This is a genomic window from Streptomyces composti, assembly GCF_012034205.1.
Lineage (GTDB): Bacteria > Actinomycetota > Actinomycetes > Streptomycetales > Streptomycetaceae > Streptomyces > Streptomyces composti.
In genome coordinates this window covers 128,621-142,829 of record NZ_JAATEM010000010.1, presented here as the reverse complement: position 1 = coordinate 142,829, position 14,209 = coordinate 128,621, and the positions used below count along the sequence as shown (strand labels likewise).

Annotated in this window: 11 protein-coding genes and 1 tRNA gene; 6 read left to right on the top strand and 6 right to left on the bottom strand. The window is 73.4% G+C overall.

What is annotated here, in order from left to right; translation table 11 throughout:
• Window positions 1-77 precede the first annotated feature (77 nt).
• Complete coding sequence (locus HCJ93_RS10490; protein WP_167993387.1) at window positions 78-1,769, top strand: bifunctional 3'-5' exonuclease/DNA polymerase; 1,692 nt, start codon at window positions 78-80, stop codon at window positions 1,767-1,769.
• Between the two features lie 15 nt (window positions 1,770-1,784).
• Here the strand turns inward: HCJ93_RS10490 and HCJ93_RS10485 are convergent, their stop codons facing one another.
• On the bottom strand, window positions 1,785-2,708 hold the full coding sequence (locus HCJ93_RS10485; protein WP_206317201.1) for an NAD(P)-dependent oxidoreductase: 924 nt from the start codon (window positions 2,706-2,708) through the stop codon (window positions 1,785-1,787).
• Window positions 2,709-2,816: 108 nt separating this feature from the next.
• On the opposite strand from HCJ93_RS10485, the gene HCJ93_RS10480 reads away from it, so the two are divergent.
• A complete protein-coding gene (locus HCJ93_RS10480; protein WP_167993386.1) occupies window positions 2,817-3,182 on the top strand; it encodes a MerR family transcriptional regulator in 366 nt (121 codons plus the stop codon).
• 248 nt (window positions 3,183-3,430) lie between these two features.
• On the opposite strand, the gene HCJ93_RS10475 is transcribed toward HCJ93_RS10480, so the two are convergent.
• Entirely contained in the window at window positions 3,431-3,646 is a 216-nt protein-coding gene (locus tag HCJ93_RS10475; protein WP_167993384.1) for a hypothetical protein, read from the bottom strand.
• Between the two features lie 70 nt (window positions 3,647-3,716).
• Window positions 3,717-4,376 carry a response regulator transcription factor gene (locus HCJ93_RS10470; RefSeq protein ID WP_167993382.1) on the bottom strand — a complete coding sequence of 220 codons (660 nt, stop codon included), beginning with the start codon at window positions 4,374-4,376 and terminating at the stop codon, window positions 3,717-3,719.
• Between the two features lie 983 nt (window positions 4,377-5,359).
• On the opposite strand from HCJ93_RS10470, the gene HCJ93_RS10465 reads away from it, so the two are divergent.
• The 4 genes from HCJ93_RS10465 to HCJ93_RS10450 all read left to right on the top strand — a co-directional run bounded on the left by HCJ93_RS10465 (window position 5,360) and on the right by HCJ93_RS10450 (window position 10,517).
• Entirely contained in the window at window positions 5,360-6,658 is a 1,299-nt protein-coding gene (locus HCJ93_RS10465; RefSeq protein WP_167993490.1) for an ArsB/NhaD family transporter, read from the top strand.
• A 93-nt stretch (window positions 6,659-6,751) separates the two neighbouring features.
• Window positions 6,752-7,042, top strand: a complete 291-nt coding sequence (locus HCJ93_RS10460) for a DUF3040 domain-containing protein (protein WP_167993380.1) — start codon at window positions 6,752-6,754, stop codon at window positions 7,040-7,042.
• Between the two features lie 108 nt (window positions 7,043-7,150).
• Window positions 7,151-8,704, top strand: coding sequence for a potassium/proton antiporter (locus HCJ93_RS10455; RefSeq protein WP_167993378.1), 1,554 nt, complete (start codon window positions 7,151-7,153; stop codon window positions 8,702-8,704).
• Window positions 8,705-9,308: 604 nt separating this feature from the next.
• Window positions 9,309-10,517, top strand: a complete 1,209-nt coding sequence (locus HCJ93_RS10450; protein WP_309141365.1) for a cation:proton antiporter — start codon at window positions 9,309-9,311, stop codon at window positions 10,515-10,517.
• 600 nt (window positions 10,518-11,117) lie between these two features.
• Here the strand turns inward: HCJ93_RS10450 and HCJ93_RS10445 are convergent.
• From HCJ93_RS10445 to HCJ93_RS10435, 3 genes are all read right to left on the bottom strand, one after another.
• A tRNA-Thr gene (locus HCJ93_RS10445) sits at window positions 11,118-11,191 on the bottom strand.
• A gap of 118 nt (window positions 11,192-11,309) precedes the next feature.
• Complete coding sequence (locus tag HCJ93_RS10440; protein ID WP_167993376.1) at window positions 11,310-12,899, bottom strand: alpha/beta hydrolase; 1,590 nt, start codon at window positions 12,897-12,899, stop codon at window positions 11,310-11,312.
• A 102-nt stretch (window positions 12,900-13,001) separates the two neighbouring features.
• Window positions 13,002-14,207, bottom strand: a complete 1,206-nt coding sequence (locus tag HCJ93_RS10435; RefSeq protein WP_167993374.1) for a DNA polymerase III subunit delta' — start codon at window positions 14,205-14,207, stop codon at window positions 13,002-13,004.
• Between the last annotated feature and the right edge of the window lie 2 nt (window positions 14,208-14,209).

The window sequence follows — 14,209 nt, the reverse complement described above, 5'->3', positions numbered from 1 at the left end:
TGCGCTCCACCGCCCTGACGGGCGCTCGTCCGCGCAGGCCGGATGCATTGTCGGACCCTCCTGTCAGACTGCGTGGCATGGCCGACCGATGGCTGCTCGCCGGGACCGAGGACGGCGGCGTGGACGTCGCTCCCCTCGGCCCCGACGGGTTGCCCGCCGGTCCGGTGCGGCGGGAGGCGGATCCCGCCGCGGCGGTGCGGAGCCGTCCCGGTGTCGCGCGGTGGGTGTGGCGGTCCACCGCCGAGATCTGCCCACGCCTGCTCGCCACGGGGGTGCGAGTGGAGCGGTGCTACGACATCGAGGCCGCCGAGACGCTCCTGCTCGGTCACGAGGGGCGGTACGGGGAGCCCCGTTCGGCCGCGGCCGCCCTGGCCCGGCTGCGCGGCGGCCCCGTACCGCCCGATCCGCCGCTGCTCCCGGCCGAACCGGGCGCGCAGTCACCGCTGTTCGAGCCGCGCGGCGTCCATGTCCCGGCGTCCGGTCTGATCGCCGTCTACGCCGAGCAGCAGCGCCGCATCGGGGCGACCGCGCACCCGGACCGGATGCGGCTGCTGATCGCCGCCGAGTCGGCCGGGATGCTGGTGGCCGCCGAGATGAACCACGCGGGCCTGCCCTGGCGCGCGGACGTGCACCGCGCGCTCCTGCACGATCTGCTCGGCGAGCGGTACGCGGGCGGGGGCGAACCGCGCCGGCTCGCCGAGCTCGCGGAGGAGATCTCCGCCGCGTTCGGCCGCCGGGTCCGGCCCGACCTCCCGGCCGACGTCGTCAAGGCGTTCGCGCAGGCCGGCATCAAGGTCACCTCGACGCGCCGCTGGGAGATCGAGCACATCGACCATCCGGCGGTCGAACCCCTGCTGGAGTACAAGAAGCTGTACCGCATCTGGGTCGCGCACGGCTGGTCCTGGCTGCAGGACTGGGTGCGCGACGGCCGGTTCCGGCCCGAGTTCATCGCGGGCGGCACGGTCACCGGCCGCTGGGTGACCAACGGCGGGGGCGGCCTGCAGATCCCCAAGGTGATCCGCCGGGCGGTCGTCGCCGACCCCGGCTGGCGGCTGGTCGTCGCCGACGCCGACCAGATGGAGCCCAGGGTGCTGGCGGCGATCTCCCGCGACCCCGGCCTGATGGAGGTCGCCGGGCGGGAGAGCGACCTGTACCAGGCGGTCTCCGAACGGGCCTTCTCCGGAGACCGCGCCCAGGCCAAACTCGCGGTGCTCGGCGCGATCTACGGTCAGACCTCGGGCGACGGCCTGAAGAACCTCGCCGCCCTCCGCCGCCGCTTCCCGCGGGCGGTCGCCTGCGTCGACGACGCCGCGCGGGCCGGCGAGGAGGGCCGGCTCGTACGGACCTGGCTCGGCCGCACCTGCCCGCCCGCCGCCCGCACGGGCGACGACGCGACGGAGGAGGCGGGCATCCCCGTCACCGAGGAACAGGACCCCGGCCCGGCCCGGCCGTGGGTGCCCGGCTACGCCTCGGCCGACGCCCGTGCCCGGGGCCGCTTCGCCCGCAACTTCGTCGTCCAGGGCAGCGCCGCCGACTGGGCGCTGCTGCTGCTCGCCGCGCTGCGCCGGGCCCTCGCGGACATGGCTGCCGAGCTGGTGTTCTTCCAGCACGACGAGGTGATCGTGCACTGCCCCGAGGAGGAGGCCCAGGCGGTGGTGGCGGCCATCCGGGAGGCCTCCGGCCTCGCGGCCCGCCTCACCTTCGGCGAGACCCCGGTGCGCTTCCCCTTCAGCACGTCCGTGGTGGAGTGCTACGCGGACGCCAAGTGACCGCCCCGGGACCGGCTACCCCCGCCCCTGCGCTCCCAGCGGCTCCCGCCCGAGGAAGTCGGCGAGCCGGACCGGGGAGTCCTCCCCATGGCCGGCGGACACGGCGGCGTTCACGAGCTCCCTGGCCTCCGACGTGAAGGCCGAGGGGACCCCGGCCTCCTGAAGTGCGTGCACGATGTGGTCCAGACTCGCCGCGACCGATGTCAGCGCGGACGACTCGGCCCCGGAGAAGCGGCCCGCGTCGATGTCGGCGGCGAGCCCGGGGAGCAGGTCCGCGACGAGCCGCGCCATCTGCTCCGCGTGCGGGGCCAGTTCGCCGGCCGGCACGCCCTGCCGGGCCGCGTAGGCGAAGGAGTGCATCAGACCGGTGACCGAGGTCCAGAACAGGTTCAGCAGCGCCACGTCGAAGCTCGCCGCCCGGCCCGGGTCGGCTCCCAGGTGGAGGGCGGTGCCGCCCAGGGCGGCCAGTGTGCCGCGGTGGCGGTCGAAGAGGCCGGCCGGTCCGCTGTAGAGGATGCGCGTCGCCTCGGTGCCGATGGCCGCCGCCGGGGTCATGATCGAGCCGTCGAGATGGTCCAGTCCCAGCTTCCGCGCCCGGGCGGCCAGTGCGCGGGCCCGCTCCGGCCCGTCGGAGGTGAGGTTCACCAGCGTGGTGGCGGGCAGCCGGCCGCCCTCCGCTTCGGCCAGCGCCCGGTCGAGGACGGCGCCGACGGCGTCCGCGTCGACGACACAGACCACGGTCACCTCGCTCGCCCGCAGCGCGGCCAGCGGTCCGTCGGCCCAGGCCGCGCCCCTGCCCCGGAGTTCGCGGGCCTTGTCCGCGGTCCGGTTCCACACGGTGGTCGGGTGACCGGCGGCGAGGAACGCTGCGGCCAGGGCGCGGCCCATCGGCCCCAGCCCGATCACCGTCACCGGCGTCCTCGAAGTCTCCTGCGCCATCGTCGGGTTCTCCCCTCGCCTCGCACCGGGCCCGAGCGTCCCGGTCCTGGTCGCCGGTACGCTAAAGCCTGACGTCGGTGTGAAGGTCAACCCCGGAGGGCGGCGCTCGTGCGGATCGGTGAACTGGCGGCCCGCACCGGAGTGAGCACCCGCACTCTGCGCTACTACGAGGAGAAGGGCCTGCTGCGGCCCGGCCGGACGGCCGCCGGATACCGCGTCTACGGCGAGGAGCACGTCGAGACCGTGCGCCGTATCCGGATCCTGCTCGCCGCGGGCCTGGGCACCGACGTGATCGGCGAGATCCTGCCCTGCATGGTCGACGAGGGCGAGTACCTCGCGCCCGGCTGCGACGACCTCGTCGCCCTGCTGGAGGCCGAGCGCCGGCGCATCGACGACCGGATCGCCGAACTGCGCGACGTGCGTTCCGCGCTCACCGGGATCATCCGGGCCGGCAAGAGGCTCTCCGCCGCCTGACGGCTCCTCACCCCCCGGCGGCAGCGGGCTGCTTGTCCAGGCTTCGCCGGTCCCGCGTTTGCCATCCTCCGGCAAAGTCTGATGTGATCACATCACCGGACCCCCGGCCCGGCGGTGCGCGCGCGTGGACGCGCAGACTCGGGGGAGTGCCGCCGCCACGGCCCGGTCCGGTCCGCGAGGGACGCCCGGTCGGCAGAGGTGAACGACCGGGACCCTCGTCCACCCGTTCAGGGCGCCCCCTGCCCGGTTCAGGGCACCCACCGGCCCGGACCGCCGCCGCGCCACTCGACGCGTTCCGGCCGGCGCACCCAGTCCTCGTCGGCCTCCTCCAGCCCGGCGAGCCGCAGGAACTCGACCACGTCGAGCAGCCCGTAGGCCATTCCCACGAACTTCGTGCCCACACGGACCCGGCGCCCGCCGTCCGAGGCGGGCGGGTAGATCACGACGAGCTGATCACCGGCCATGCCACCAGGGTGCGCCGGGTGGGGCGGGCCCGCATGACGAGCCGTGCTCCGGCCGGACGCGGCCCCCGGGTCAGGGTGCGATCAGGCCCACCCGGATGGCGTAGCGGGTGAGTTCGACGTGGTTCCTCAGGCCGAGCCTGGCCAGCAGTTCGCCGCGGCGGCGTTCGACGGTGCCGGGGTCGGCGCCGAGGCGGTCGGCGATCTCCCGGGCGGTGTGGCCCTCGGCGACCAGCCGGAGGATCTGCTCCTCGCCCTCGGTGAGCGCGCCGCCGCGCGGGGAGCGGCCCTCCCGGACGTCGTCGAGGAAGTTCCGGACCAGGGCGGCCAGGGCGCCGGGGTAGAGGAAGGGTTCGCCGCGCATGGTGGCCCGGCAGGCCTCGATGAGGTCCCGGTCGGCGACGGACTTGAGGACGTAGCCGGAGGCGCCGGAGGCCAGGGCCTCGAAGAAGTACTGCTCGTTGTCGTACATCGTCAGGATGAGGATGTGCAGTTCCGGCTGGGTGCGGGAGAGTTCGCGGGCGGCCTGCAGGCCGGTCAGGCGGGGCATGGCGATGTCGAGGATCGCCAGGTCCGGATGGTGGGTCCGGGCGGCCTCGACCGCCTCGTGGCCGTCGCCCGCCTCGGCCACGACCGTGAGGTCGGGTTGGCTGTCGAGGATGAGGCGCACTCCGCGGCGGACCAGGTGGTGGTCGTCAGCCAGCAGGATGCGGGTGGGGGTCGCCTCGGACATGGTCACTGACTCCGGTGCGGGGTGGGGACGGCCGGGCCCGCGTCCCGGGCTCGGCGGACGGGACGTCGGGCCTCCTGCGTGGTCGGACCGGCGGGGTCGCCAGCGGCACGTACGGCTTGCGGCGAGCCACGCATAGCGTGGAACGTGATAGTTGGCCCGGGTATGGCCGCCGGGGCGCCGGCGGACGGTCCGCTGCCGGAGCGCAGCCGGCCGGTGGCGGACCCGGCCCGGGCGAGGCGCCGCCGTGCCGGAGCCTGGCCCCAGCGCAGCAGAAAGGTGGTGACGACGATCCGCACCACGGCGCCGAGCAGACAGATCCGCCGGACCAAGGACACCGCGCACCGCCTCCCTGACGTCGTCCCCGCTCCCGGCTGTCGGCTTCCCGGAGGTGGACGGCGGACCGGCCGGCGCCCCGGGGCGGCCGGCGTGCGAGGGGCTCATCACGTCCAGCGTGAGCGGGACGCCCTTCGGGCGTCCATCAGGGCCGCCACCCATTCCCCGTCGTCCGTACAGGTCTCACCCATCCGCATTTGGGTGCCGTCCCCGATGGTCTTGCCGGCCATGGCGAGAAAGGGTGTAGGCAACGCCCCCTCCCGACCCGACGACCGCCCTGGGACAGCGTCTGCCGCGGTCCGGTCCCGCAACCGGCGCCCCGACGGCCCTTCGGCCACGCTGTCCGGCCCCAGCCGTCCGTCATGCGGCGCCACGGGAATCTGCCCGGGAGTCCGGGGGCCTGCCGATGGATCCGGGACCCGCCGATGGTCCCGGGGAAGCACCGAGGACGGGCGACGCGCCCATCTGCCGGACGACGAGAGGAGCCCTGCGCCCATGCACGCTGCACCCCGGCGGCCTGGCCTCATGGAGGCCGTTTCCGATCCGGTGCCGCTGTGGTGTCGCGCCGCCACGGCAGGGGCGCGCCGCGGTGCGGGCGCCGACCGGGCAGAAACGGTCCGCTGCGGCCGGGGTGAGAGGGCGTGGACGCCGTGGACGTGACGACCTGGCTCGCGATCGGGATCTTCGTGGCCGTCTACGTCCTGATCGCGACCGAGTGGGTGCACCGGGTCGCCGCCGCGCTGGGCGGTGCCGTGGCGATGCTGCTCATCGGGGCGACCGATCCGGAGCACGCGTTCTTCTCCGAGGACGCCGGCATCGACTGGAACGTCATCTTCCTGCTGCTCGGGATGATGCTGATCGTCGCGGTGCTGCAGCGGACCGGAGTCTTCGAGTACATCGCGATCTGGGCGGCACGGCGGGCCCGGGGCAGACCGTACCGGCTGATGGTGCTGCTGACGGTGGCAACCGGCTTCCTGTCCGCCTGGCTCGACAACGTCACGACGGTGCTGCTGATCGCACCGGTGACCATCCTGGTCTGCCGGCGGCTCGGGCTGCCCGTGGTGCCGTACCTCGTCGCCGAGGTGATGGCCTGCAACATCGGCGGAGCCGCCACCCTGATCGGCGACCCTCCCAACATCATGATCGGCTCCCGGGCGAACCTGTCCTTCAACGACTTCCTCATCCACATGGCGCCGGTCGTCGTCGTGCTGATGATCGTGTTCGTCCTGATGAGCCGGGTGATGTTCCGCAAGGCGTTCCACCACGACCCCGAGCGCGCCGCCTCGATCATGGAGCTGAACCCGCGGGACCAGATCAAGGACGGCCGGCTGCTGCTGGTCAGCGGCGTGGTCATCACCGCGGTGATGGTCTCCTTCGTCCTGCACACCTGGCTGCACCTGGAGCCGTCCGTGGTGGCCATCAGCGGCGGTCTGCTGCTGCTCGGCGTCTCCCGGCTCAACCCCCATGAGGTGGCCAAGGACGTGGAGTGGGAGACGCTCGCGTTCTTCGCCGGGTTGTTCGTCATGGTCGGCGCGCTGGTGCAGACCGGCGTGATCGGCGAGCTGGGCGAGATGGCGGCCGAGGCGACCAGCGGCAATCTGCTGGCGACGGCGATGACGCTGGTGTTCGGCTCCGTGGTGCCGTCGGCGGTCATCGACAACATCCCGTTCGTCGCCTCGGTGAGCCCGATCGTCGCCGAGATCGTGGAGGCCTCCGGCGGCACCGGCGAGGCGGGAATGCTGTGGTGGGCCTTCGCACTCGGCGCCGACCTCGCCGGGAACGCGACGATCATCGCCTCCTCGGCCAATGTCGTGGTCACCGGCATCGCCGACCGGGAAGGCCACCACATCTCGTTCTGGCAGTTCAGCCGCTACGGCCTGATCGTCACCGCCGTCACCGTGGCCGTGGCCGGCGCGTATGTGTGGCTGCGCTACTTCGCGCTGGCGTGATCTCGATGTCCCCACCCTGCGAGGAGAGCCGATGGTCCGCAGCACCGACCGCGATGCCCGCCCGCCGTTCCGCGCCGTGAGGAGGGCGGCGTCATGCCCGCGTCCGACGACGAGCGGCTCCATGACATCGAGGCACGCCTGCAGCACGAGGACCCCCGGTTCGCCCGCGCGCTCGGGGCGGGCCGGCCGCGCAGTCCCCGCGAATACCGCCGACTGCGGGTCTGGCTGCTGCTCGTCCTGGCCCTGGCTGTACTGGGCGGCGGCATCGCCCTGGCCCACGGGCTCCTCATCGCCGCCGGGCTGGTTCTGGCCGGCCTCGCCGGGGAGATGTTCGGCCCCGGCCGGGGCCCGCGCCGCGACGGCGGGCGCCGCCCCCGGTTCTGAGCCGGCGGGTGCCCGTCCGCGCGCGGTCCTCCGTCCGTGCCCTGAGCCGAGGGACGTCGCCGCGCGCCCTGTCACGGCAGCCGGCCCCTGCCTCCCGGGGACCGAGCGATGACCCTGCCCGAGCTGTATCTGACGCTGCTGATCGGCGGCACGGTGCTGCTGGCCAGCATCGCCGCCGCACGCACCGCCCATCGCGTCGGACTGCCCAGCCTGCTGCTGTTCCTCGCGGTGGGCGTCATCGCCGGCGAGGACGGGTTCGGACTGAAGTTCGACGACGCCCAGCTCGCCCAGGCGCTGGGCACCGCCGCCCTGGGGATCATCCTGGTCGAGGGTGGTCTGACCACCCAGTGGAGCAGCGTGCGGCCGGTGCTCGCCCCGGCCTCGGTGCTGGCCACCGTGGGCGTGGCGCTCTCCGTCGTGGTGACGGCGACCGGCGCGCACTATCTGCTGGGCATGAACTGGCAGCTGTCCCTGCTGCTCGGTGCGATCGTCTCGTCCACCGACGCCGCAGCCGTCTTCGCCGTGCTGCGCTCGCTGCCGCTGCCCAAGAAGCTGACCAGCCTGGTGGAGGCCGAGTCCGGCTTCAACGACGCGCCCACCATCATCCTCGTCCTGGTCTTCTCCACCACCGCCACGGCCGCCGATCTGCCCGGACCGGTGTCCCTGATCGGCAACCTGCTCTATCAGCTCGGCGTGGGCGGCGCGCTCGGCGTGCTGGTCGGGCGTCTGGGCTCGCTCGCGCTGCGCCATATCGCGCTGCCCGCCACCGGGCTGTATCCGCTGGCCACCGTGGGCTTCGGCATCATCGCCTTCGCCGCCGCCGGCGCGGTCAACGCCAGCGGGATCATCGCCGCCTACCTGTCCGGTGTGGTCCTCGGCAACAGCGACCTGCCCCACCGCGCGGCCACCCGCTCCTTCGCCGAGGGCGTCGGCTGGCTGGCCCAGATCGGTCTGTTCGTCATGCTGGGGCTGCTCGTGGACCCCAGCGAGCTGCCCTCCGCGATCATCCCGGCCCTGGCCGTCGGTCTGGTCCTGCTGCTGGCCGCGCGTCCCGTCTCGGTGCTGCTGTGCCTGCTGCCGTTCCCGGTCCGCTGGCGCGAGCAGGCGTTCATCTCCTGGGCGGGCCTGCGCGGGGCGGTCCCCATCGTGCTGACCACGTTCCCGATCGTCGAGGACGTTCCGGGCGCCCGGGACGTGCTGAACATCGTCTTCGTGCTGGTGGTGCTGTTCACCCTGATCCAGGGGCCCACGCTGCCCGCCGTCGCCAAGCGTCTGGGCCTGGCACGCGCCGACGCGCTGCGCGAGATCCAGGTCGAGACCGCCCCGCTCGACGTGCTGGACGCCGACCTCCTCACCGTCTCCATCCCGAAAGGCTCCAAGCTGCACGGCGTCGCCGTCTTCGAGCTGCGGCTGCCGCCGCCGACCGTGGTCACCCTGATCGTCCGCGACGGCACCACCCTGGTTCCCGATCGCAACACCGTGCTGCGGGCCGGCGACGAGCTGCTGCTGATCACCACGCCGAAGAACCGCGAGGCCACGGAGCGCCGGCTCCGGGCCATCGGCCGACGTGGGAAGCTCGCGCGCTGGCTCGGCGAACGGGGCGCGCCGGAGGAGGAGCCCACCGAGAACACGGGGCCCGCAACCTCCGTACGGGCCGAATGACATGGGCGTTACATCCGGTAAATTGTGCGATCCTCAGCTCCCCAACCACCCATTTGCAGCAGTATGTTCGCTATGCGTCTTTTTTCGTACGCTAAGCTTCTTTACCGAGCCTTGACGCTCCGTTGAGCGCTGGCTCGCTCACTCTTTGAAGTACGAGAAGTTGCTTCCGGACGTTCCCGGAACCGGCGCGTGTGATGGGGGGCGTGACATGGATCGAGTCAGGGCTGTGCGCATCGACAACACGGCTCGCGACAGCGTGCCCGATCCGTGCGCGTCCGCTCCCCGAGTCTGAACCCCGGCCCACCCGCACTCCGGGCCCGCCCCGGCCTGCGCGCGAACGCCGCCCGGCCGGGCCATGAGGGCCCGTACCCGGGCAGCCGCGCCGAGCCCGGCGCGGTCCGCCGCCGGACCGGCCCATTTGTAACCAGCCACTCGACCACTCCTGCTCGCCGCACATCCCGCGCGCCGAGCACGACCCGGCCGTACCCGCCCCGCCCGACCCGGCCCCTGCACGGCCCGTGAGGCCCACCCGCCGACAGCGCCCGCACGCCACCGCAAGCCGACCAGGCGCAGACGCCGCCGCCGACCACCGGAGGAGACGCCCGTGCACAACACCACCGCCATGCTCATCGAACTAGGCGCCGTCATCCTCGGACTGGGACTGCTGGGACGCCTCGCCGGAAGAGTGGGCTTCTCCCCCATCCCTCTCTACCTGCTCGCCGGACTCGCCTTCGGCCATGGCGGCATCCTCCCCCTCGACGCCAGTGAGGAGTTCACCACCACCGGCGCCGAGATCGGCGTCATCCTCCTGCTGCTCCTGCTCGGCCTGGAGTACAGCGCCTCCGAACTCGTCACCACCCTCAAGACGCAGTACCCCTCGGGCGCGGTCGACTTCGTCCTCAACGCGGCCCCCGGCGCCATCGCCGCGCTGCTGCTCGGCTGGGGTCCGGTGGCCGCCGCCGCGCTGGCCGGCGTCACCTGGATCTCCTCCTCGGGCGTGATCGCCAAGGTCCTCGGCGATCTCGGCCGGCTCGGCAACCGGGAGACACCGGTGGTGCTCGGCATCCTGGTCCTCGAGGACCTCGCCATGGCCGTGTACCTGCCGATCCTCACCGCCCTGCTCGCCGGGGTGAGCCTCGCGGGCGGCAGCCTGACCCTGCTGATCTCCCTCGGCACCGTCGGCGCGGTCCTCTACGTCGCCCTGCGCCACGGCCGTCTGATCAGCCGTGCGGTCTCCTCCGACAGCCGCGAGATGCTGCTGCTGGTGGTGCTCGGCCTGACCATCCTGGTCGCCGGCATAGCCCAGGAGCTCCAGGTCTCCGCCGCCGTGGGCGCCTTCCTGGTGGGCATCGCCCTGTCCGGCGAGGTCGCCGAGGGCGCCGCCAGCCTGCTGACCCCGCTGCGGGACCTGTTCGCCGCCGTCTTCTTCGTCTTCTTCGGCCTGTCCACCGACCCCGCCGCGATCCCCCCGGTCATCATTCCCGCGCTGCTGCTGGCCCTCGCCACCGCCGGCACCAAGATCGCCACCGGCTGGTACGCGGCGCGCCGCGCCGGCATCCAGGGAGCGGGCCGCTGGCGCGCCGGCGGCACCCTGGTCGCCCGCGGCGAGTTCTCCATCGTCATCGCCGGCCTCGCCGTCGGCGTCGAACCCCGCATCGGCCCCCTGGCCACCGCCTACGTCCTGATCCTGGTCGTCATCGGCCCCCTCACCGCCCGCTACGTCGCTCCCCTGGCCGACCGCTTCACCCGCCCGTCCGTCACCAGGACCGCCGCCCCGGAGCTGGAGCAGAGCAAGCCGCACGCCGGCGTCTGACACCCCGGGTTCCGCCCGCCTGACTCGAGAGCGCCCGGCGCCTCGTACGGGCGGGCGGCGGACGCCGTTCCGGGCCGCGCCGCCGAGAAGCCGGCGGGCGGAGAGGCAGAGCGCCGTGCACAGGCAGGCGACGGAGAGCAGGACGAGAGCGGTGATCGCGGGGTTGATCCAGGCGGGTACGAGGTCCACGGCCGCGCTGCATCTGGCGTGGACCGGGAAGAGGTTCTGCGATTCCCGGTAGTGCGCGGCGTGCCACCGCTCGTCGAAGCGGACGCCGCCGCGGTACTCGCAGGACTCCCTGAGGTCCAGGCCCGCCTGGGCGATACCGACGGCCCATGCGGTGAGGGCGTTGAGCAGGGAGATGCAGCCGAGGGCGAGCATCGGCGCGGGCCGCAGCAGGCCCGGTTCCCTCTGCCTGCGCCGGACCAGGAGCGCGATGGCCGCGGACACGAGTGCGGCCGGTAGCCAGAACAGGGCGGCCCCGGTGTAGGAAAAGCCCACGGCGACTCCCCCCGCCCCCCTCGTGCCCCATGCGCGGAGCGCCCTGCCCCGGGCAACACAAAACCCCAGGTCACCAGCGTGGGACCTGGGGTCTCTCCGAGCCGCCTTCGGGATTCGAACCCGAGACCTACGCATTACGAGTGCGTTGCTCTGGCCATCTGAGCTAAGGCGGCGCGCCGTGCGCACCATGGTGCGATCAGCAACGCCGGTAAGTCTACACAGTTTCCGGGGGTGCTTCGTACCGGCCCCGAGGGCGGGGCCCGTCCCCGCCCTCAAGGACCGGCACGCCCGCTATGAGCAGCGCTTTCCGTCCGCGGGCGGGGTGCCGCGGAGCAGGTAGGCGTTGATCGCCGAGTCGATGCAGCGGCTGCCCCGGCCGTAGGCGGTGTGACCGTCGCCGTCGTAGGTGAGCAGGCGGGCCGAGGAGAGCTGGGCGGCCAGGGAGCGGGCCCAGCGGTAGGGGGTCGCCGGGTCGCGGGTGGTGCCGACGACCACGATCGGGGCCGCGCCCCTCGCCTCGATGCGCTGCGCCTCACCCGTGGCCTCCACCGGCCAGTAGGTGCAGTTCAGGGCCGCCCAGGCCAGGCCCTCGCCGAAGACGGGGGACGCCTTCTCGAACTCGGGCAACGCCTTGCGGACCTCCTCGGGCGAGGCGAAGGCGGGCGGCAGGTCGAGGCAGTTCACGGCCGCGTTGGCGGACATCAGGTTGGAGTAGCTGCCGTCGGCCCCGCGCTCGTAGTAGCTGTCGGAGAGCAGCAGCAGTCCCGCGCCGTCCCGGTGCTTCATCGCGGAGGTGAGCGCCTCGCGCAGCTGCTCCCAGGCACCCTCGTCGTACATCGCCGCGATCACCCCGGTGGTGGCCAGGGACTCGGTGAGTTCGCGGCCGTCGGCGTCACCGGCGGGGAGGGGGCGGGCGTCGAGTTCGTCGAAGAAGGCCCTGAGGTTCTTGCCGACGGTCTCCACGGGCGTGCCCTTGGCGCCGAGCGGGCAGCCGCTGCGCCGCACGCAGTCCTCGGCGAAGGCGGTGAACGCCGTGTCGAAGCCCTCCGTCTGCTCCAGGTTCAGCCGGCGCGCGGGCAGCGACGGGTCCAGCGCCCCGTCCAGCACCAGCCGCCCCGTCCGGTCCGGGTACAGCCCGGCGTAGGCGGCGCCCAGGAAGGTGCCGTAGGAGGCGCCCACGAAGTTCAGCTTCTCGTCGCCCAGCGCCGCCCGCACGATGTCCATGTCGCGCGCCGCCTCGATGGTGGACACATAGCGCAGCAGGCGCGGGGCGTCCGCCCCGCAGCCCTCGGCGAACTTCCGGAACGCCCCGACCAGCGCCTGCTCCTCCCGCCGGTCGTCCGGGGTGAGATCGGTCTGCGTGTAGGCGTCCATCGCGGGCCCGTCCAGGCACTCGACGGGTTCGCTGCGGGCCACGCCGCGCGGGTCCACGGCCACGATGTCGTAGCGGGCGCGCACCTCGGCGGGGTAGCCGACCCCGGCGTACTGCTGCAGATAGCCGACCGCCGAGCCGCCGGGACCGCCCGGGTTGACCAGCAGCGAGCCCAGCCGCTTCCCCGGCCCGGTGGCCTGCCTGCGGGACACGGCGAGGCGGACGTCCCCGGCCGACGGGTCGGCGTAGTCCAGGGGGGCCTTGAGGGTGGTGCACTGGAAGCCGGGGACGCCGCAGTCGCGCCAGCGGGGCTGCTGCGCGTAGTACGGCTTCAGGGCCGCCGGTGTGGAGCGGGGCAGCGGTGCCAGCGCCGCCGCCTCGGCCTCCCGGCCGGCCGAGCTGGCGGTGCTCGTGGAGCTTCCGGCCGAGCAGCCGGCGAGCAGCAGCGCGGCGGCGGCGAGCAGCGTGGCCGCGGTACGGGTCCTGCGAAGGGTGCGCCTTGGGTACATCCCGCGAGCGTAACTCTGTGCAACGACTCGAATGCGCTGTGTGCGGCTCGTGCCGCGTACGAGTTGCGGCGACACCCGGCGCGGTGTTGCGCACGGGGGCGGTCAGCCGGCTCTGAGGGCCATGGTCATCGCCTCCACCGCCAGCAGCGGGGCCACATTGCGGTCGAGGGCGTCGCGGCAGGCGCTGATCGCCTCGATGCGGCGGAGCGTGGACTCCGGGGTGCTGGAGCGGGCCAGCCGCTCCAGGGCGTCCTGCATGTCCGTGTTGGCGATGGCGACGCGGGAGCCGAGCTGGAGGGCGAGGACGTCGCGGTAGAAGCTGGTGAGGTCGGTGAGGGCGACGTCCAGGCTGTCGCGCTGGGTGCGCGTGCGGCGCCGCTTCTGCATGTCCTCCAGCTCCTTGACCACGCCGGCCGTGCCGCGCGGCAGCCTGCCGCCCTGGGCGGCGCCGAGAGCGGCCTTCAGCTCGTCGGTCTCCTTGGTGTCCATCTCCTCGGCGAGCTGCTTGGCGTCCTCGGCGGCGGCGTCGACGAGCTGCTGCGCGGCCCGGAGCGCGCCGCCGATGTCGTCGACCCGCAGCGGCAGCTTCAGCACGGCGGCGCGGCGCTCACGGGCGGCCGGGTCGGTGGCCAGCCGGCGGGCCCGGTCGACGTGCCCCTGGGTGGCACGGGCCACGGCGGCGGCCACGTCGGGCTCGATGCCCTCGCGGCGCACCAGCATGTCGGCGACGGCGTCGACGGACGGCGTGCTCAGATTGAGGTGACGGCAGCGGGAGCGGATGGTCGGCAGCACATCCTCGATGGACGGGGCGCACAGCAGCCACACCGTGCGGGGAGCGGGCTCCTCGACGGCCTTCAGGACGGCGTTGGCGGACTTCTCGTTCAGCCGCTCGGCGTCCTCGACCAGGATGATCTGCCAGCGCCCGTTGGCGGGTGCGGTGAACGACTTGCGCACCGTGTCCCGCATGTCCTTGACCAGGATCTCGCTGCCGACGGCGGCGACGGTGGTGACATCGGCGTGCGTGCCGACCAGGGCGGTGTGGCAGCCGTCGCAGAAACCGCAGCCGGGAGATCCGCCGAGGGCGCGGTCCGGACTGACGCACTGCAGCGCGGCGGCGAAGGCCCGCGCGGCCTGGTTGCGTCCCGCGCCGGGCGGGCCGGTGAACAGCCAGGCGTGCGTCATCTTCGACGCCTCCGGCAGGGGCTCGTCGGCCGCCGCCGCGGTGACGATCGCGTCGGCGTCCCGGGCGGCGGCGTCGAGCTGCGCGCTCACCCGCTCCTGCCCGACGAGGTCGTCCCATACGGTCATCG

What these genes read in the sequence shown, in the direction of transcription:
- HCJ93_RS10470 (WP_167993382.1), bottom strand. Translation starts at nt 4,376, where the DNA reads ATGTCCGAGGCGACCCCCACCCGCATCCTGCTGGCTGACGACCACCAC.
- HCJ93_RS10440 (WP_167993376.1), bottom strand. Translation starts at nt 12,899, where the DNA reads ATGTACCCAAGGCGCACCCTTCGCAGGACCCGTACCGCGGCCACGCTG.
- HCJ93_RS10490 (WP_167993387.1), top strand. Translation starts at nt 78, where the DNA reads ATGGCCGACCGATGGCTGCTCGCCGGGACCGAGGACGGCGGCGTGGAC.
- HCJ93_RS10455 (WP_167993378.1), top strand. Translation starts at nt 7,151, where the DNA reads ATGACCCTGCCCGAGCTGTATCTGACGCTGCTGATCGGCGGCACGGTG.
- HCJ93_RS10475 (WP_167993384.1), bottom strand. Translation starts at nt 3,646, where the DNA reads ATGGCCGGTGATCAGCTCGTCGTGATCTACCCGCCCGCCTCGGACGGC.
- HCJ93_RS10460 (WP_167993380.1), top strand. Translation starts at nt 6,752, where the DNA reads ATGCCCGCGTCCGACGACGAGCGGCTCCATGACATCGAGGCACGCCTG.
- HCJ93_RS10435 (WP_167993374.1), bottom strand. Translation starts at nt 14,207, where the DNA reads ATGACCGTATGGGACGACCTCGTCGGGCAGGAGCGGGTGAGCGCGCAG.
- HCJ93_RS10485 (WP_206317201.1), bottom strand. Translation starts at nt 2,708, where the DNA reads ATGGCGCAGGAGACTTCGAGGACGCCGGTGACGGTGATCGGGCTGGGG.